Genomic DNA, 20,574 nt, shown 5'->3' with positions numbered 1-20,574 from the left:
AAGTGTTACAGTATAAAAAATATAATGGCCTTCTCTTAATATGAAGAGAAGAAAAGACCTCTAAGAGCAAAAAAGGGAGAGTAAATGTGTTACAACAAAAAACAATAGAAACAAAAAACACACCAGACAAAATAGAAAAAATCCTTTTTGCTCAAACTGATAAAGAAGATATCGCTTATTACGAAAATAAAGAACTTCAAAAAGCCGCCGCCATTGCAGTAAAAGCTTTTAATCTCCATCAAGCAGGAAAAAATACTATCTGCTTTGAACAGAATTTAACCCGCAATAACAGACCTATAACTGTTATTACCCTTGTCAATGATAACAAACCCTTTCTTCTTGATTCTATCTTAAATCTCGTCAATCAACACAAAAACCATATTTATTTGATTGCACACCCCATTCTTGATTGTCCTTCCGGAAAACGCATCAGTCTGATGCAAATTCACATCGAGTCATTAAACAAACAGCAGACACAAAAACTTGAAAATGAACTCACCTTAGTTCTTGAACAGGTTAATGCTGCTGTACGAGACTGGAAACCTATGCTTGAAGAAGTTGAAAAGCATATTCATGCCTATCAAACAAGCCTTCCCTCACATTATAAACAAGAAGGCGAAAAGGCTATTGAATTTCTTCACTGGCTCACAGATGATAATTTCATCTTCCTTGGCATGCGCACTTACAACTTCATCAAAGATCAGAGACCTCTAAAATCTTTCACAGCGAGTAACGTTGAACTTGGTATACTCGCGGATGCTTCCATTCATATTGTTGACGATGAAAGTATGAAAGAACCACCCCAAGAAGTCTTATCCTTTATGGAAAGTGATAACCTGTTTATTGTGACAAAAGCAAACAGCCGCTCCAAAATTCACCGTTCTGTTTGGCTCGATTATATTGGTCTTAAAATCTTTGATAAAGAAAACCAGCTCTGTGGAGAATTACGCATTGTAGGGCTTTTTACCTCTTCAGCTTATACGCGCTCTATTTTGCAAATTCCTTTCTTAAAAGAAAAAGCCCAAACTATTATTCAACGCCTTGGATACAATCGTGCTGACTATTCAGGAAAAGCCCTTATCAGTGTTTTAGAAACCTATCCAAGAGATGAAATGTTTCGTGTTGATGTTGACACACTAACGGAAAATGCCAAACTTATCCTGCAATTAGACGAACGTCCACGTTTGCGCGTGCTTGTCCACACTGATTCTTTTGGACGCTTTGTTTCTGTCCTTGTCTATGTACCACGTGACCATTACAGCAGCAGCCTGCGTGAAAAAGTTGGCGAACATTTTGTTGAACTTTACAAAGGCGACTTTTTTGAATCCTATCCGCTATTTCTGGAAAGCACTCTTATCCGTGTCTATTATATTATCCATCGCAAAGTGAGCGAAACTGTTCCACTTCACGAGCGCACCACACTTGAACAACATGTCCGTTCAATCGCACGAAGTTGGGAAGATAGCGTTCAAGCCATCTCTCTTACCCACAAAACAACAGAACCACAAACCCGCCTAGCCAGTGAATTTCCCAACAGCTATCGTGATTTATTCTCAACAGAAGATGCCATTAAAGACGCCGGACATATTCTCAGTCTTCATGATGATAACCCCCTTTTCGTGACCTTTTATCACGCGCAAAACAAAGAAAAACAGAACATTTCTCTTCGTCTCTTTCACCGCCATGAAGCACTTGCTCTTTCCAAACGTGTTCCACTGCTTGAAAATATGGGGTTTCGTGTTATTGCTGAACAAACCCTTGAATTACCAGATGGCAATGGGCAATCTGTATATCTTCACGATATGCAACTAGAGAGTACTTTCCAGCTCAGTCTCGATTTTGAAAAAGACGGTCAAAAACTTGCCGAAACTTTTGAAGCCATTTGGGCACAAAATGCTGATAATGATGCCTTTAATGCCCTCACCCAAACAGCTGAGCTTGATTGGCATGAAATTGCTATTCTGCGCCATTACGGGCGCTATCTCCAACAAGCTGGAATTCCTTACTCGCAAGACCGCGTCGCCCAAACTTTAAATGCTTATCCTGACATTACCAAAGAGCTTTATGCTTTATTTCATTTAAAATTTCATCAAAGCCATACAGAAAAAGAACGAGAGAAAAACCAACAGATTATTCAAAAACGCATTGAAGAAAAATTACAGAAAGTCTCTGGTTTAGATGATGATCTTATCTTACGCCGGTATAGTAACCTTATCGATGCGAGTTTACGAACAAATGCCTTTACACCTCTTAGCGATGGAAATCCACGGCGTATTTTAGCCATCAAATTAAATCCGCGCCAAATTGAAGGTTTGCCTGAACCACGTCCTTATCGGGAAATTTTTGTTTATGGACCAGAAGTTGAAGGAGTCCATTTGCGTTTTGGATCTATTGCTCGTGGCGGAATTCGGTGGTCTGACCGCGCACTCGATTATCGCACCGAAGTGCTTAGCTTAGTCAAAGCCCAACAAGTTAAAAATGCAGTTATCGTTCCTGCAGGAGCAAAAGGTGGATTCTATCCCCATCGCCTTCCTCAAACAAGTGATCGTGCTGTCATCATAGAAGCAGCACGACAAGCTTATACGGACTTTATAACAGCTTTGCTCTCCATCACAGACAATCTCATTCACGGCAAAATAACTGCGCCCCACAATGTCATCTGTCATGATGACCCTGACCCCTATTTTGTTGTCGCAGCCGACAAAGGAACAGCAACCTTTTCTGACACAGCCAATGCCATCAGCCAAGCAAACCATTTTTGGCTCGATGATGCTTTTGCCTCTGGTGGCTCAGCAGGGTATGACCACAAAGAAATTGGAATTACAGCGAAAGGTGCATGGGAAGCCGTCAAAAGACATTTCCGAGAATCCTTTAATCAGGATATTCAAACAATGCCCTTCACCTGTGTCGGTGTTGGCGATATGTCTGGTGATGTCTTTGGCAATGGCATGCTCCTTTCAAAACAAACAAAATTGATTGCCGCTTTTGATCACCGCGATATCTTTATTGATCCAGATCCAAACATAGAGGAAAGCTATGCAGAGCGTGCGCGTCTCTTCAAACTACCTCGCTCAAGCTGGCAGGATTACGACCAAAGCAAATTATCAAAGGGCGGAGGTATTTTCTCACGAAAAGAAAAAACCATTACGCTCTCCCCTGAAGCAGCAGGAGCCATCGGTTTCGAAAAACAAACAGGAACCCCCTTTGAAATTATCTCTGCTCTTCTCAAAGCCCCTGTTGATCTTTTATGGTTTGGTGGCATTGGGACTTACATCCGCGCCACAACAGAAAGTGATGCCCAAGTAGGTGATCGTGCAAATGATGCCATACGCATTACCGGAGAACAAGTGCGTGCAAAAATTATTGGTGAAGGGGCTAATCTTGGCGTTACACAACGTGGACGGATTGAATATGTTTCAAATGGTGGTCGTTGCAATACGGATGCCATTGACAATTCTGCCGGTGTGAATTGTTCTGACATTGAAGTCAATCTCAAAATTGTTCTTGCATCAGCACTTCGTGCTAAAACACTCACCCGCGAAGAACGCAATAAACTCTTGAAAAAAATGACTCCTCAAGTCGAACAACTCGTCTTGCGCAACAATTATCTACAACCTCTTGCTCTTTCTTTAGCAGAAAGCCAAAGCACAGCTGATTTACCCTATCAAATACGTTTTATGCATGATTTGGAACAAAAAAAGCTTCTAGATCGTAGAGTTGAAGTGCTCCCTGATGAGCAAGTTTTACGGCAAAGAATAACCCAAGGAAAAGGTCTTATCCGTCCAGAACTCGCCGTTATTTTTGCCTATGCTAAATTAACACTCAAAGAAGAAATTGCTCATAGCCCCATTGTTGATGATCATTATTTCAACACAGCCTTGCTGAATTATTTTCCAACCCAAATTCAAGAAAATTTTGAGAAGGAAGTCATTAACCATCAACTGCGTCGTAATATTATTGCAACGCTGATTGCCAACGATATTGTCAATCGTGGAGGTCCTACTTTTGTTAAACAACTCCACGATGCAACAGAACAAAAGGCTGAAAATATTATTCGCGTTTTCATTGCCATCCGTGATGGTTTTGAAATTCCCCAATTGTCTGATCAAATTGATAAGCTTGATAATAAAATCCCCGGTCTTGTCCAAAACAAACTCTACGCAGTAATGACCCCAATGCTCTTTGAAACAACCAATTGGGGTTTACACAACATGGATCTCTCACGTCCATTAGAAGAAATTGTAAAAACAATAAAACAAGCCCGTAATGTTATTGAAAAAGAGCTTATGCATTCTCACGATAACGATATTAAGCAAAAGATTGAAGAAAAAGCACAACACTACAGTGAAGAAGGAGCACCAAAAACATTAGCAAAACAACTAGCTCTTTTGGAAGCTGCTCCAACAATTTGTGATATTTCTTTAATTGCAAAACAAAGCAACAGCGATCTTATTAAAACTGCAGGGATCTATTTCTCACTTGCGCAAATCATTCGCATAAACCGAATTAACGAAGCGAGTCGCACAATTCCTATCCTAGATTACTATGATAGTATGGCTTTAAGCCAAGCCAAAGAAAGTATTTTCGAAAGTTTGCGGCAAATCGTTATAAAAATCCTCAAAAGTTATGGAAAAAAAGAAGATCCTTTTACCACTTGGAAAAAAACAGAAGAAGATGATATTCACAATATTACAAACCGTATTAGTGCCCTTATTGAAAATGATCTCAATATTTCTCGTTTTACTTTTGCAGCAGGGTTGATTTCTCAACTGCAAAATACTGGCTTTCAAACTTAAAATGAATATAAAACGATCTAGTTAAAAACTGCCGTTCTATCCTACCACAACGAACCAACAAAGGTAGAGCGGGAATTTTTGTTTTGGAGATGCAGCATCCAAAATAAAAGCCTCGCTCCTTATCACAACAGAATTGCTTGTAACCATTTCAAAACGACAACAGGACAGGAATGGATTTTAACAATTGATTTCTCAACGTAAAAACATCAACTTTCAGATTTAAAAGCAGTACGTTTGAGACAAATATTAAGAAGATTCAGTACTTTACGAGATGCCTCATCTTTTATATACTAAATTGGAGCGGAAAAATTGTGTGTCTCGGTTTATGTAATCTCTAAAACAATAGACAATCTCATTTAGGGAAAACATGAAGTTTTAAAGGTATAAACCTGTTCCCATTCTCACCATCATTTTTTAATTCAGTTTTACGGATTTCAAAGGCATTTAGAGCAATGTCTTTTAAAATAATGGAGAATTTTGATTGCCTCACGCTTTTGTGTATCACGTTCTTTAAGAGAGTTACGACTTTCATATAAAACAAAGCGCCCCAAATAAAATACACTGCATTGCATATTCATCGGCATGTTTTAAAGCGACATCTCTCAAAGCGCACCCAAGCACATTTCACGGCGCCTACCATGAATAGTATAATGATAAAGCCCCCAAGAATAATATAAAATTTATAGAGCACCACCATTTTTATACTTGTGAAGAAGTAAGCCGGCACCATCACACACTTTTCCAGCCCCTAATATGGCGATACCTTTGAACCGTTGAGACGGTTTATAAGAAGCATTTTTAGCCTCTTCTTAATAAATGATCCACACGGCTTTCCCATTCACAACATACAAGGAGGAAGGTTTTTGTTTGATGCAATATAAACAAGATTGAAATGAAAAGAGAATCTTACGATCTTCAAGACTCTCATTCAACATGTAAAACAGTGAACACTTTTTATAAAGCAATACCTAGCCATACAGACGCTCTTACTAATTTCTTCTCAAACCTAAAGTGGAGCAAGACGACCAAGTTCTAAAAATCCTAGTTTTACCCAGCCATGTCTAATAGTCAAAGAAAGAACGGGGGCGCCATCTGCATTTTTAGGCAGTGTACTCAAAATAAAAAGTGACGCTTGAAAATCATCCGTTTCTTCAGGAAAAAAATGTTGCAAAGCTTCAAGGAACTTCACGTGCTGTATACAAACAAGTTCAAATGTTGCTGACAAATATCCTTCATCATCAAAAGAAAAAGGTCCACTAATATGCACCCCGCCGCCTATATGAAAAGCCAATTCACCATGCTTTAAAATGCCACTTTTCCCGTACAGATTTTGTTTCCAATTTTTTCCTTCATTATCAGACAGAAGAGAGGCATCATTTAAAATCCATTCCAAATTGCCATCAATTTTCGGAATTTCAACAGAAGAAGATATAAAAATTGGAGAAACATCCAAACCATCAAAAGTCATATTTCCTGAGAAATGATTCTTTTCACGTTTAAGATCAAGACGCAAAAATTCTGTCGTTATTTTTTGAGAGACATCTTTTGGCTCTAATGGCTGTGAAACCCCATCAGGAGTATCTTGCAACAATGCCGGATTTTCAACATTTTGTTGTGTTGTTTTTTTGTCTGTCGCTTTTGATCCCAATGCTTCTTGAAGCTTTTGATTCTCAAGAGAAGAGGAAAGAGGGGAAAGTTCAAGCCCTTCAGCGATAACCTTCAATGTCTGACTTGTTTTCCAATAAGGCTCTGTTTCAATCACCAACTTACGCCAATGAGATACGGTGGAAGTTTTCCCAGAGAAAACAATTGATGCAGGAGAATCAACATTAAACTCGACCAAATGAGGGGCATAAATTGGTGCACCAGCTGTCAAACGCCCCGTCGATAAAGAAACCCCGTATAAAGGCCAAGAAAATTGAAATTTGTCACAAACAACACCAATCCGTAAAGGATAACCATTCTTGCGCACATTCTCACACACCGCCGCCATATTACCGGAAGATGCTTTTGCAGATATATCAGAAACATAGTTTTCTATTTTACGTGAAAAAAAAACCAGAAAGCGCTATAAATGAGGATCAGAGCAAGACAAAACAGCCCACACAATAAATAGCGCAAAGAAAAACTTTTTTGTGATGATGGTATTTGAGAGGATGTAGACAACTTTAAAACTTTCTTTATCTTTTGATTTTAACCCCACCCTAAAAAGGATAAAGTTTCTTAAACATTCACCAAGTTTACAAACAATCCAGCTTCTTAATCTCGCTGGCTTTATCTGCTGATCATATCATGGAGGTCATAATTCACCGCCCTAAAGTACAGCATCTCACACGCCCAAGAAGCAAGAATTCCTTAAGAAAACCCTTTACACCTTTTAACAAAAAATACCTTATATGTAAAGTTTTACATGCGCTGTTTATCTTTAGCCTTAAACGACATTATTTTACAATACAATAAGAATAACAATGGCAAGGTATTGATTTACAATGATAACTTACTGTTTTGCATATTGAATTGAGAGACCCGAATATCGTAAGATTCTCTCATTTAAAACCTGTTCTAGATTGAATTAATCAAAACCATTTCCTTACACGTCAAAAGCGAAGCTGACGTAGAGGTAAAAACTGTACAAGAAAGGACAAAATGCCTTTTCATGAATCATCGAGAAATGCCAAAGGCTGTCGCAATATTAAGAGCGGACAGAGTGTGTGATGATGCCGGCTTACTCTTTCACAAGTATAAAGATTGCAGTGCTCTATAGATTTTATATTATGGGAGCTTTATCATTATACTATTCATGGTTGGCACCGTAAAATATGTTTAAATACGCTTTGAGAAATGTCTCTTTAAAACAAGCCTTTAACGATGCAACCAAATGACGCTCTGTTTTACATGAAGGTCGTGAGCTCACTAAAAATAAGCATACCCTCACATAAGTGCTGGCGGTGTACAAAAGATCTGCCGTAATGCACCTTCAAACCATTGGCTTAAAGCTCGATCATAGATTAAACGCCCTTTCAAATGTGCACAAGCAGGTTGAGCACCTTTTTCAGTCAATTTATGTGCCGAACGTACAACCAAACGCCGCATCATAGCGCGCGTAAATTCAGCATGAAACTGCAAACCCCATGCATTGTTCCCATAACGGAAAGCTTGTGTAGGATATGTATGCCCTGTTGCCAAAAGCATTGCCTCTTTTGGTAAATCATAAATACCTTCATCATGAAAATGATAGACCATTTCTGGCCAATTCATCAATTCCTTTCCTTGTGGGGTCACTTCGAGTGGATACCAACCCACTTCAACAGTCCCATCACTTCTTGTACCAACGCGCGCCCCTAAATTTCGTGCTAACATTTGTGCTCCAAGACAAATACCCAAAAAAGGCTTATTTTCCTTTAATGATAACGAAATCCAATCAATTTCCTCACCAATATAAGCTTCGCTGTCATTCACACTCATTGGTCCCCCTAAAATAACAACACCGGCATAATGCTCTAATGTATCAGGGAGTTTTTGTCCAAAAATAGGACGATAAACATCAAGAACAAAACCATTTTGTTGTAAAAATTTTCCCAAACGCCCCGTATAGGGAGACCGCCGATGAATAACGACAGCAATCCTTGGTTTGCTATTTTTTTGCTTTTTATCAAGACATCTCTGATTTAAAAACATTTTTTAATCAATCACTTCTGCAACCGAGCAGAACTTCATTTTTAAAGCATAAGAGAATAATTTTATTGGACAAGATTAACGATATTGTTTCTTCTACATTCATTGTTTCTTCTGAGAAAACCCTCAAATTACCCTGTTGACACAATTTAAAATAAACGAAATTTTTTTCTCGATAAAGACGTGTCCTCTTCTTCTGTTTTAACTCCTGGATCATCAACGTTTAAATGAATTTGGCTGAATGTTTTTGCATCTTGTTCTTTTATATATTGTCTTTCCACCTGCATATTATGCAAAAAAGAATCGTCTATAGGCGTTAATTTTTCAAGCTTCTTATCTTCAACACCCTCATTTTCTTCTACAACGTCCTCTTTATCTTGCTTTTTTGGCGCAATATTGACTGCCTCTAATGTAAGAGAAGGGACACAGGGAGGCGCTTTCCATTCAAAACAGCCTAAACGTCCACTGATTGGAGAAACAGCTGACCAAGAAGAAAAAATAGACCCCTCACACATCCATACTGGATCACGTTCAGCACGAAGGGCTAAGGAAAGCCATTGCCGCACAGCACCTTGATTGTTTCCCTTAGCCTCTTCAATATCTGCCAATAATAAATAAACACTTTCCCGTGGATGATACTGCAATGCTTTTTGTGCCTGCTCTCTTGCTAATGTCGTTTCACCAGCATCCAAAGCAGCTTTGGCAATAAGAAAAACCGACTCAAATGTATCTTCATTATAAGAAGCAAGTGTCTTAGCCCTTTTTAACCGCTCAACAGCTCCTTCTTCTTTTTCAAGATAAAGCATCCCCAAATCAGGATGAGGTTCCTTCTGCCAAGCAGCTATAATCATTTTATCCGCTTTACGCGTTTCATTTAATTTATAGAGAATATCAGCCGCTATAATTGTTATTGGAACAAAATCAGGCGCCAATTTATGGGCTTTCAAAATAGCTTCACGTGCTTGTACAGGATGTGTATCAAACAGATGAAGAGCCTGCCCACTTAACAGTAAAACCTCGATATGCTGCCGCTCTGGAGTTGCGCGAACAGAACGCGGGAGAGCTTTTTGCGCTCTTTCAAAAACAGTAAGTGCCTTATCCCATTTACCCTCAGCACCCAACCGATCAAGCACCGCCTGATGCGCCCACAAAAGTGCTGGTGATAAAGACAGCGCCTCTTCTGCATATTGTTGTGCTGCCTCATAAGCTTTACTCTTCATCGCTTCACGAAACAAACCATAAAGTCCAACCAGTTTTGTTGGATCTTCCTTTCTCATCTCCTCAAAAAGACCGATAGCGCGAACAGAGTTATTTTGTAAAGACAAAGTTTGTGCTTGTAAAAGCTTTACCAATGGCTCTTGTTTTCCTGCAAGATATTTATCAACCTGTGCTTCCATTTTTTGCGCAACCATACCATCACCAGCAAAAGTTGCAAGAATTCCCTTTGAGAGAGCTTCATAACCGCGCTTTCGATGGCGTTTATAAAAATAATTGGAAAGAGCACTCGGTATAGAAAAAAAGAAAGACAATAACCACCATAAAAGCACTAGCGCTACAAACAGCAAAGTCAGCACACTTAACACTGTAAGCAATGAAGTAGAAAATCTAAAGTGCAAAAATGTAAGGACAAAAACACCATTGTGATTAGCAACCCACCCAAAAGCTAATCCAAGAACACAAACAACAAAAATATAAATAAAAACACGTATCATCTGGAGCCTATTTACATCTTTGTTGCCTTAAAAGACCCTTGTTGCACAGACAACAGCAATTGCTGCAGCAACTGTTGAACAGCAATATGTCTTTCAAGCTGCTGAACAAAATCTCTTGAAATATCTTTTGCATTTTGGGGTAATGATTGCCATTCACTCAAAGCCTTTTCATAATCACCCGCTTGAAGAGCAACTTCCATGCGCGCTGTAATAGCCCCAAGCGTCATCCCTTCAACATTTCCAATCGGTCGCGAAACAACAAGCCCTTTTATCCACGCTAAAATTCGATCAAAAAAACCAGCATCTGACGTAACAATATTTTGTGTACCAACAATTGCATCGGCAACATGAGCAAAATCAACTGAAAGTTGTGCTGAACTTGGAAGACCTACAGTAGCTGTCTTTTGCAACACATCAAGTCCATCAATCGAGGGCGATAACTGCTGTAATAGCTTTAATTCATTGTTATAAGATCCTCCCCGCTCTACAGCATTTTTTAACGAACTGATCGCTGTAAAAAGTGCCGTATTTATTTCTTTTTTCTCACTATTTTTAACAGTAATTTCTTGCTGTAGTGATTCTAACTGTTTTTTTAACGAAGCAAGATCATTCGCATTGCTCTGCCCGACAGACAAAGCTGTTTCTATCCCTTTTGACTCTCCAACAAAAGTTTGTACAACCTCTTCAAGCGTTTTTACTTTTTCCCCTAAATTCGCAAAAGCTTCTCTACTTTCTTTTTGCAAGAGTTCATCGTTTTTCATTTTTTGAAACTGTTGTGATGAAAAAGAAGAAAACGCTGTTTTTAACGCATCGATCTCTTGAAGCAGCCGCTCCAATTGTTCTCTTGTTTCTTCACCTTGGCCTTTTGCAGCTTCAGCGATCTGTAAAACTTTTTTCCCTTCAGCAGAATTGCTCACAAAAGGAGAAGAAAACAACCCCACCCATTGAAGCCCCACAAAAATTCCCAAAGAAATAAGTCCCCCTAAACCCCCTGAAAGGGGCAACAAAAACCAAGCTGTACGAGAAGTACTTTGATCCTGATTTTGCATATTCTGTTTTTCTTGGACATGAGATTCTACAGAATTGTGTATTTTTTCCTCTGAATCATGGGAAACAGCTTCATGTTCAATGACTGGTTTCTTACGACGCGTACCAGCATAATGTGATTTAACTTTTGGTTTTGAAGAATCGACCATTTTTGTCACTTTTCGTGCACACTTTTTTTAATGATAAAACAATAAAATGAAAAAAGTTTTAAAAATGAAGCTTTTCTCAAATATTTTCGTTTGCTTTACACTCTTTTTATAAAGCGTATAACTTTATAGAAATTTTCTAAATCGCATTTTTATCAAGAATATTTACAATGATAAACTTTAATAGACAAGTTTTTAAAAACACATCTGAATTTTATACTCAAAAATACATCTTCATTTTTTAATCCACAATGTCGTGAAATTCAAAAAAATGCCAAACAAAATCATTCTTTCATAGAAAAATCAATTTTTAAGAGAAATACTTTGCATCTTTTTCTGTTCATGATACGCACGTAGGCAAGAAGCTTAAAAATAAGGTTTTGCTTAAAATGCGTCTGTTGGGAATAGAAACAAGTTGTGATGAAACGGCAGCGGCTGTCATTGAATACAACAATGAATCAAACAGCCGAATTCTTTCCAATATTGTTTGGAGTCAAATTGACCATCATGCACCCTACGGCGGTGTTGTTCCCGAAATTGCTGCCCGTGCTCATGTTGAAATCCTTGATCATTTAATTCTGCAAGCCCTCACAGAAGCAAACACAAAATTAAAAGATATTGATGGTATTGCAGCCACCAGTGGACCAGGCTTGATAGGAGGGCTATTGGTAGGTGTTATGAGCGCAAAAGCACTCTCTCTTGCCACTGGAAAACCATTTATTGCCGTAAATCACTTAGAGGGACATGCTTTAACAGCTGTGTTAACGCACAATGTCAAGTTTCCTTATTTATTACTTTTAGTTTCAGGGGGTCATACACAAACAATCCTTGTTCATGGAGTAGGCAACTATCAACGTTTAGGAACCACCATTGATGATGCATTAGGAGAAGCCTTTGATAAAACAGCAAAACTTTTAGGTCTTCCTTATCCTGGTGGACCAGCACTTGAAAAAGCAGCTTTATTGGGCGATAAAAATCGCATCCCTCTTCCACGACCTTTAAAAGGTGAAAAACGGTTAGATTTTTCTTTTTCAGGTCTCAAAACAGCTGTTCGACAAGCTGCAACAGCCATAGCTCCTCTTACAGAAAATGATATTGCTGACATTGCAGCAAGTTTTCAAGCCGCCGTGACCGATACGGTGTGTGATCGCGTTTGCCTAGCTCTACAACACTTTACCAACCAATACCCTCTCTCTCGTAATCAAAAAAAGCATTCTCCTGCTCTAGTTGTTGCAGGCGGCGTTGCAGCAAACCAAGCACTTCGCTTGACATTACAAGAACTTGCACATCAACATGGTTTCGAATTTATCGCACCTCCTCTTTCCTTGTGTACGGATAATGCAGCCATGATTGCTTTTGCCGGTGCACAAAAACTCACACGTGGAGAAACAAGTTCGCTTGATATCGCCCCTCGCTCACGCTGGCCCTTAGATGAAAAAGCCTCCCCCTTAATCGGGACGGGACGCCGCGGAACAAAAGCATAAAAAAATTGCTTTCCCTCACCTTTCAAAGAACAAAGATTTTCACTCAATCCGGTCTGTAATCTAGATAGTTATTGAATCAATTTCCCACCTGTAAACGATTCCATCTGCTTCTCATTTCACACGATTCACTTAACTCAAAGCTTGATACGCAAACTTAAATATTCACCACATATTCTAAAAACACTTCATATTTCAAGGAAACTGCCTTATATCACCATATTTCAAATAACTGAGAAACTTTAAGTCTATTTTTCGATACATTGATATATTTTGCTGCTAAAAGATAAAAAAAGAGCAAAATACTTTGAAATATCAATGGAGAGCGTTCCTCCACGATACATTATTTCGAAACAAAAAACAGATAATGCTCGTTCTTTACACCATTTTAAAAATCATCATTGATGATGTTACCAATATACTTATAAAAATGTATATGAATATATAACAGTCTATGAAAAGGTAAATGCATGGCTTATTGGCTTTTTAAATCTGAACCCCATAAATGGTCATGGGAGATGCAAAAGAAAAAAGGAGTTGATGGCGAACAATGGGATGGTGTGCGCAATTATCAAGCCCGTAATAATATGCGCACCATGAAATATGGCGAGAAAGGTTTTTTTTATCACTCAAATAAAGGTTTAGAAATTGTAGGCATTGTAGAAATATGTGCTGAAGCACACTCTGATTCTACAACCTCAGATCCACGCTGGGAATGTGTGGATATCCGCGCACTTTGTGACATGCCAACACCTGTTTCATTAAAACAAATTAAAGCCAATCCCAAACTAGCCAATATGGTGCTGGTTAATGCCAGCCGCTTATCAGTACAACCCGTGACGGAAGATGAATGGAAAGAAGTGTGTTTAATGGGTAACCTTAAAAAGGAAATTCTTTGATTCTAAAATAATAATTTTTTATTCATTAATTCATATGGAAAAGTGCTTTATAACGTAGAAGAATAAGCACAACGCATTCCTTACGCGTTTTCATTCTAATATACTCTCCCTTGTTATTTTTTATTCTGCACCCTTTCTCGATACAGCCCTCCCCAAATTGCACAAACACTCTCTTCACGACGTATCTTTTCAGCATAGCTCAAGGGAAGGCTTACTCAACAATTATAATGGACAACGCCACGAATACTACACCGACCTCTTCGCATACAAATGCGCCGAAAAAACTAAACCAAACGTAGATAAAAACATGCCTCTTATGAAGAATCTAAAATAGCAACGGTATAGCAACATTGGAAGTAGGCTCAAATATATGATGATACCAGCTTGTTGCTCTATGAGAGTAAAGATTGTGGTCTCCCCTAGCAAAAACACACCCCAAAATATAAAAAACTTCTAATCAATGTATAAATATTCTGCACATGAAAGATACATCTTCTTTTCGTCAAGCAACCATAGAAATTATAAAGGTTAATTTGTTTAAGACTTTCTTTTTTAACTTTCCTCTTTTCATTTTTCTTGCATGAAAGCTCATTTTTCATAAAACTGCTCTTTACCAATCAGTGCATCAACATGTCTATAAGGAAAAATATGAACAACTATACTCTTTTAATCGTTGAAGATGATGATCTACGCCCCATTTTGGTAGAGCAATTGCAAATGCATCAAGAGTTTGAAATTTTCCAAGCAAAAACAGTTGAAGGGGGAATGAAAGTAATCCAAGACGCAAATATTGATCTTGCTATTTTGGGACTTGAACTTCCTGATCTGGATAGTCGCAAAGCCGTTAAACAATTACGCACCCAAGGATTTCGTGCCCCCATTATCATGATAACGAATGATGATACAGACTGCGAGACTATCTTAGATCTTGAAACAGGTGCCAATGATTATGTGACTAAACCCTTTCGCTTTGCAGTGTTATTAGCGCGAATTCGAGCACAGTTGCACCAATATGAACAAAATGAAGACACAACCTTCCATATTGGCCCCTATACTTTTAAACTAAGACAAAAGCTCCTTCTTGATCAGAACAACAATAAAATCTATCTCACAGAAAAAGAAGCAGCAATTCTTAAATGCCTCTATTACGCCAATGATAAAATTGTCAGCCGTGAAACATTGTTAGAACAAGTTTGGGGTTATAATGAAAATGTTATCACCCATACTTTAGAAACCCATATCTATCGTTTACGACAAAAAATCGAAAATAATCCCTCTAATGTACAAATTCTCATAACCGATCAAAATGGGTATCGTTTAAACCTCTAATTTGATATAAAAAAATACCGCTCTGCTCACTGCTTTAACTTACATTTATGAGCCTAAATTGAGAGATATTTTTTTTCCATCTCTTAATTTATCTCCTCTTAAGAGACAGGATAATTCATTATAAGAATGCTAAATGTTTATCCTAACGATAAAGAGAGCCATTAAACACCACCATCTTTACACTTAATAAAAGACGTAAGCGAGCACCAATCACACATTTGAGCCTGCTCTAAAATGTTGTGACAGCCCGACTTACAACCTTTAAGGTGGTCCATAAAACTCATAAGAAGCATGTTCTTTCTTATATAATTTTAACCTACATGACCCACCCATTTATAACGTACAAGAAAATAATTTTGTTTGATTCAATATGTAGAAAATTTGCAATAAGTAAAAGCCTCATCCATTTGCTGTTCTTATACCAATAGCAAAATGATTAATGATCTTTATAAATTAAAATATTTCTTGTCTGTGGGGATAAAGCAGGAATAAAAACACGTCGCGATTGACGACGTTGTACGAGCAACCCCTGATAAACACGTTTTTGCGCCTGACACATTAAGAGCCCACCAAAATAGGGAAAAAGATGGCGTGTAAAGGGCTCATAAAAAAATGAGAACAATCGCGAAACATAACCTGTAGAGGGCATATAATGGACAACTTCCTGTATTGGTCCAGAAACAAAATTTGTTTTTTCAAACAAACGAATAATCTGTTGCCGAGTATAAGGTTCGCCATAACCAAAGGGAGTGGTCGTATTGCGCGCCCAAAAACCAGAGCGATTAGGAACAATAACAATCAAGTGACCATTGGGAGCTAAAACACGCCATATTTCATTCAACGTTTCAAATGAATTTTCTGTATATTCTAAGGCATGGACCAATAAAATACAATCAACCGATGCATCAGAAAGCGGCAAGTCTTCTTCAAAAACAAGGGCTGTAGCAACTTGCTCAGCACAAGGCCAAGGCGAAGCACCTTGCCTAGCTGGCATAAAAGCAAAACATTGTTGAGTACGTTCATGCAATGCAGAAAGATAAGGAAGTGCATAGCCCAACCCCATCACCCGTTTATCGCCAAGATCGGGCCACAATAAATTCAATTGGTCACACAGCGTTTTTTGCACACGCAGCCCAAGTGCAGAAGCATAAAAATTTTTCAGTGTAACGATATCCAACTCAATATACCATGTAGAAATAAATTTCAAATATTACAGGTTTTCATATATTCAACCTATATGGATTTCTGCGTTTTCTCCGCAATAGTGAACATTTTAATATTTCACATTTTAAACTTAAATGACCCCAAAAAACCGTACAACAGGATAATGATTGCACCACAAGAACTTTAATCATTTTCTTTTGAGATGAACTCGATAGAAGTTTCTCATACGTTGTTTCTGACATCAATTAAGAAAAAAGCCAACAATTTGTTAATTAAAATGCAGCAACCTTTCAAGATAGTTTTTTTCTACTTCTGGAAGATGTTCCTTGCCCAAACGTTTGCGAATTTCATCCAAGATTTGCCGCGTACGCATTTGATCACTTTCTTTTGGGAGTGCCTCACCTTCTTGTCCTTTATCTGTTTTTGAAGAAAGTGGACGCCCTAACGGATCTTTCGGACCAGAATCAGTGTTTTGATCATTTCCTGTTTCTTTGAGTGTTTCACGCATTTTTTTCAAAACACTTTGGGCACCTTGCCGCAAAGATTCTAAAGCATCAGACTGATTTTGTATAGATGCCTGATGATTTCCATGATCAAGAGCATCTTCTGCAAAATTCATTTTTTCTTCCGCTTTTTTCAATGCACCACCTGTTTCAAATCCCTGTTCTGATAATTCTTTTTCTAATGTTGATAATTCAGACTGCAATTCAACTTGGCGTTTTTTTAAAGATTTTTTTTGTGTCTCCGGTACACTTTCCCCCCGTTTTTGTTCCATCTCTAACTGATGTGTTTCATTGAGAATTTCCTGCTGACGACGCATTAAATCACCAAGTTTATCCATCTTTTCTTTCATTTGTGCAGATTGGCTTTTGTCTCCCTCATTTTGATTGCCTTTTTGCACATGCAAATGGTCAAGCGTCTGTTCAATTTCCGCCAAGAGCTGTTCCGCTGCTAAAGAAGAGCCCGTTTTAGCCATTTCTTCAATGAGATTCAGCTTTTCTTGTAATGTATCTTCAGAAAGGTTAGGACTTTTCAAGCTTTTAGAATTTTTAGAAACTTGACCATCTGGTGCTTTTTCAGCCAAAGCCTGAATATACGCATCCATAGCTTGACGTAAATCTGCCATAAGCCGTTCGATTTCTGCCGCTGGAGCACCATATCGCAGCGCATCCCGTAAAGCAGCTTGTGCTTGTTTTAAATTTTTCTGCACGGATTCAAGCTGATACCCTTCAATACCTAAAGCAATCTGCCATAAATAATCCACCACACCACGCAAATCCTCTTCTGTTTGTGCCAAAGAAAGCCTTGTCCACGCACTTTGTAGAACGAGAAAATGCGCTGCATTTTGAAGCCCCTTTTCTGGACGCACAAACAAAGCAGAAAGCATATCCAATACGTGCTCTCTCGCAGAAGCATCAAGAGCAAGTAAACGACGCAATTCACTGACAGCACGCGCAACAGGATTTGAAAAAACACGCTGCGGTAATGTCATAACAAAAGTTTTGCTACGCCCTTTCTGCCCCGCACCATCTTCTGCCACCAAAGTAATTTTGACTTGCGAACCCGCCCATGGATGCGCTGAGACATCCTGTACTGTCCGCATTTTACCCTTTCCACCCCGTGGAAGAAGAAGTTTCATTTCCGGTGCTTTGTAAAGAGAAGAAGCATTTTTATTCTGAAAGAGAGGCTCTATTTTAACAAAAGCCTTTGTCACACCATAATCATCATCCAACACATACCGCAACTCTAGCGACCCCGTTAAAATCCGCCCTGGTTTTTCCAGCCAATCAATTGTTGGAAACGCATCCTTAATCATCTGCAAATGCCATTGTTGTTTTTTATGACGTGATGAGATAAACAAATCCATTGAATGCTCTAAATGGGTTTCAAAATGAACAATTGGATCATTGAAAGCTGTTTGTTCCGTTTTCTCTGAAAACGAAACTTTTTGCCCATCTTCTACAGTTTTTGCTTTGACTGTAACACCAGCCCCATTGACAACACGCACAACCACATCACTCCCTTCAGGAATTGCCAGTTGTGCTTTTTCATCTTTTGTCAAATAAATCGGTGCCACACCGGTATAAGCAGGTGGTGTTACCCAAGCATCAATCCGCATGAACTTTTCATCAACAACAGGACGAAAATCAAAAGCATCAGCCAAACGTCCCCCACGTGAACCAAAAGAAAAACTAAAGGCACACACAAAAAGAAGAACACACAAAGCCCTCAAAGCCAAAGGATCATAAGCCGCACTATTAAGAGAGATAAATCCAGTTTTTAAATGATATAATTGCTCCGCCATTCGGCGTTGATGCTCACGCCAAATAACAGCACTAAAATCCTCTTCATTTTCAGAACATACATGATCTGTCTGAATATTCAAAGGCTGGTGTTTAAGATCATTAACGCGTTCAAGACGATGATCCACTTCCCGCATTGTGGGAAACCGAAAACCAATAAGCAAAAATAAACTGACCCCAGCACAAACAAGCAACACCCCAAGTAAGAGCCAATGGGACCAATAGCCTAGAACGCCAAAAACCCCCAACCAACTAAGCGAACAAAAGAGACTAAGAACAAGGAAAAATGGCAACAACCGTATCCATACCCGTTCAAATGAAAGGATCCCCCACATAAAAATGCGTACACACAAAAGCTTTATTTCAAAGCTCTTGATGTTTTTATTTTTCATAAACAAGCATTTTTCCCCTTTTACCGTGATGTATTAAGATCATAAAACCCATACAAGACAATTTCCAGAAAATAAATTATTTCATCAAAGTTTAGTAAAAATAAGACCAAAAAACATTTAAGAATGCTCGACCCAATCAGGAATATGATCACATTCCATCAATTGCGCATAATCAAGACGCGGACGAATAACCGCATAACGCGTATCTTGGACAAGAACTTCAGGGATCAAAAGTCGACTATTATAAGTACTCGCCATCACAGCACCATAAGCCCCAGCTTGCGTAATTGCCAAAAGATCACCGGGTGCCAAAATCGGCAAGCAGCGATCTAATGCTAAATAATCACCAGTTTCACAAACGGAACCCACAATATCTGCATGAATAAGGGGGGCACCTTTTACTGCTTTTTTCACAAGGACAACGTCCTGCCAAGCATCATAAAGCGTTGGGCGCATCAGATCATTCATCGCCGCATCCACAATAACAAAATTCCGCCCTTGTCCCTTTTTTAAATAAAGAACAGAGGTTACCAACACACCAGCTTGGCCCACAATGCTACGTCCCGGCTCCACCACAATATTAATCCCTAAAGGAGCAATATGCTTCTTTACCAGCGCGGCATAATCAAAAGGAGAGGGTACAGTGTGTTGTTCACAACCATAGGCAATACCAAGCCCACCACCAATATCGATATGCGTTATTGCATAACCATCGCTCCACAATTGACGCACACAATCTGCAATAAGAAGGAAAGCCTCTTCAAACGGCTTTAAATCACAAATTTGACTGCCAATATGCATATCGATACCGCAAACCTGCAATCCAGGTAAAGAAGCAGCTTTTTTATAAGCCTCTCTTGCCAACACCAATGGAATACCAAACTTATTTTCAGATTTTCCTGTTGTAATTTTCTTATGAGTTTTTGCGTCAACATCTGGATTAATGCGTAATGAAACACGGGCTATCTTTGAAAGCGCAACAGCACGTTGCGACAACTGTTCAAGCTCCGGTTCTGATTCAACATTAAAACAATAAATATTCTGAGAAAGAGCAAAATCTATTTCTCTCATGGTTTTACCAACACCAGAATAAACAATACGATGTACCGGAATACCAACAGCAAGGGCGCGCCGTAATTCACCTTCTGAGACCACATCAGCACCCGCCCCATTTGCCGCTAAAAGCCGTAAAATTGCTTGATTAGAATTAGCTTTAACCGCATAAGCAATCAGACTGGGCATCCCTTGAAATGCCTTTTGATAATCCTTAAAACGTGTGACCAATGCATTAGCCGAATAACAATAAAAAGGCGTCTCCACCTCTTGGGCAAGAGCAGCAAGTGAACACCCTTCAGCATGAAGCATACCTTGATGGTAGGGAAAAAAATTCATATTTTCCTCCTACTTTATCAAACGATCAAGAATAAAAGGTTGATCATCTTCACTTTTAGCAGCAGATGGCCCCTTCACAGACTTTTCCACACTTACAGGAGGCATCTCTAATGACCCTTTACGCCCACACCCAGCGACAACGACACCCAAGCCCCCCAAAAGGACAATCACCAACCCCTTTACTATAATTTTCATCTGCCCTCTTTCTTCATCTCGATCTCTTTTCACCTTTAAAGCA

Annotated in this window: 12 protein-coding genes and 1 pseudogene; 4 read left to right on the top strand and 9 right to left on the bottom strand. The window is 38.9% G+C overall.

Features of this window, described 5'->3' with window-relative positions; genetic code table 11:
• The first annotated feature begins 86 nt into the window (after positions 1-86).
• Complete coding sequence (locus tag PVV70_RS01035; RefSeq protein WP_273757564.1) at positions 87-4,796, top strand: NAD-glutamate dehydrogenase; 4,710 nt, start codon at positions 87-89, stop codon at positions 4,794-4,796.
• A gap of 224 nt (positions 4,797-5,020) precedes the next feature.
• Here the strand turns inward: PVV70_RS01035 and PVV70_RS09775 are convergent.
• From PVV70_RS09775 to PVV70_RS01015, 5 genes and pseudogenes are all read right to left on the bottom strand, one after another.
• A pseudogene (locus tag PVV70_RS09775) lies at positions 5,021-5,592 on the bottom strand (integrase); the annotation flags it as partial.
• Between the two features lie 210 nt (positions 5,593-5,802).
• Entirely contained in the window at positions 5,803-6,789 is a 987-nt protein-coding gene (locus PVV70_RS01030) for a DUF2125 domain-containing protein (RefSeq protein WP_273757563.1), read from the bottom strand.
• A gap of 938 nt (positions 6,790-7,727) precedes the next feature.
• Positions 7,728-8,474, bottom strand: coding sequence for a glutamine amidotransferase (locus PVV70_RS01025; protein ID WP_273757562.1), 747 nt, complete (start codon positions 8,472-8,474; stop codon positions 7,728-7,730).
• Between the two features lie 146 nt (positions 8,475-8,620).
• A complete protein-coding gene (locus PVV70_RS01020) occupies positions 8,621-10,183 on the bottom strand; it encodes a heme biosynthesis protein HemY (protein ID WP_273757561.1) in 1,563 nt (520 codons plus the stop codon).
• Positions 10,184-10,194: 11 nt separating this feature from the next.
• Entirely contained in the window at positions 10,195-11,379 is a 1,185-nt protein-coding gene (locus PVV70_RS01015; protein ID WP_273757560.1) for a COG4223 family protein, read from the bottom strand.
• A gap of 386 nt (positions 11,380-11,765) precedes the next feature.
• On the opposite strand from PVV70_RS01015, the gene tsaD reads away from it, so the two are divergent.
• The 3 genes from tsaD (at position 11,766) to PVV70_RS01000 (ending at position 15,085) form a co-directional block, all read left to right on the top strand.
• The gene (tsaD, locus tag PVV70_RS01010; protein WP_273757605.1) at positions 11,766-12,860 is read left to right on the top strand and encodes a tRNA (adenosine(37)-N6)-threonylcarbamoyltransferase complex transferase subunit TsaD; all 1,095 of its coding nucleotides are present in this window, start codon (positions 11,766-11,768) and stop codon (positions 12,858-12,860) included.
• 467 nt (positions 12,861-13,327) lie between these two features.
• Entirely contained in the window at positions 13,328-13,756 is a 429-nt protein-coding gene (locus tag PVV70_RS01005) for an EVE domain-containing protein (RefSeq protein WP_273757558.1), read from the top strand.
• A gap of 648 nt (positions 13,757-14,404) precedes the next feature.
• Positions 14,405-15,085, top strand: coding sequence for a response regulator transcription factor (locus PVV70_RS01000; RefSeq protein WP_273757557.1), 681 nt, complete (start codon positions 14,405-14,407; stop codon positions 15,083-15,085).
• A gap of 436 nt (positions 15,086-15,521) precedes the next feature.
• Here PVV70_RS01000 and PVV70_RS00995 read toward each other — a convergent pair whose 3' ends face one another.
• From PVV70_RS00995 to PVV70_RS00980, 4 genes are all read right to left on the bottom strand, one after another.
• Entirely contained in the window at positions 15,522-16,292 is a 771-nt protein-coding gene (locus tag PVV70_RS00995) for a class I SAM-dependent methyltransferase (protein ID WP_273757556.1), read from the bottom strand.
• A 225-nt stretch (positions 16,293-16,517) separates the two neighbouring features.
• Positions 16,518-18,944, bottom strand: coding sequence for a TIGR02302 family protein (locus tag PVV70_RS00990; RefSeq protein WP_273757555.1), 2,427 nt, complete (start codon positions 18,942-18,944; stop codon positions 16,518-16,520).
• A gap of 117 nt (positions 18,945-19,061) precedes the next feature.
• A complete protein-coding gene (gene lysA, locus PVV70_RS00985; RefSeq protein ID WP_273757554.1) occupies positions 19,062-20,336 on the bottom strand; it encodes a diaminopimelate decarboxylase in 1,275 nt (424 codons plus the stop codon).
• A 9-nt stretch (positions 20,337-20,345) separates the two neighbouring features.
• Entirely contained in the window at positions 20,346-20,531 is a 186-nt protein-coding gene (locus tag PVV70_RS00980) for an LPS translocon maturation chaperone LptM (protein ID WP_273757553.1), read from the bottom strand.
• Positions 20,532-20,574: the final 43 nt, after the last annotated feature.

This window comes from Bartonella sp. AU55XJBT (genome assembly GCF_028618525.1).
This window is presented reverse-complemented; position numbering and strand designations above follow the sequence as displayed.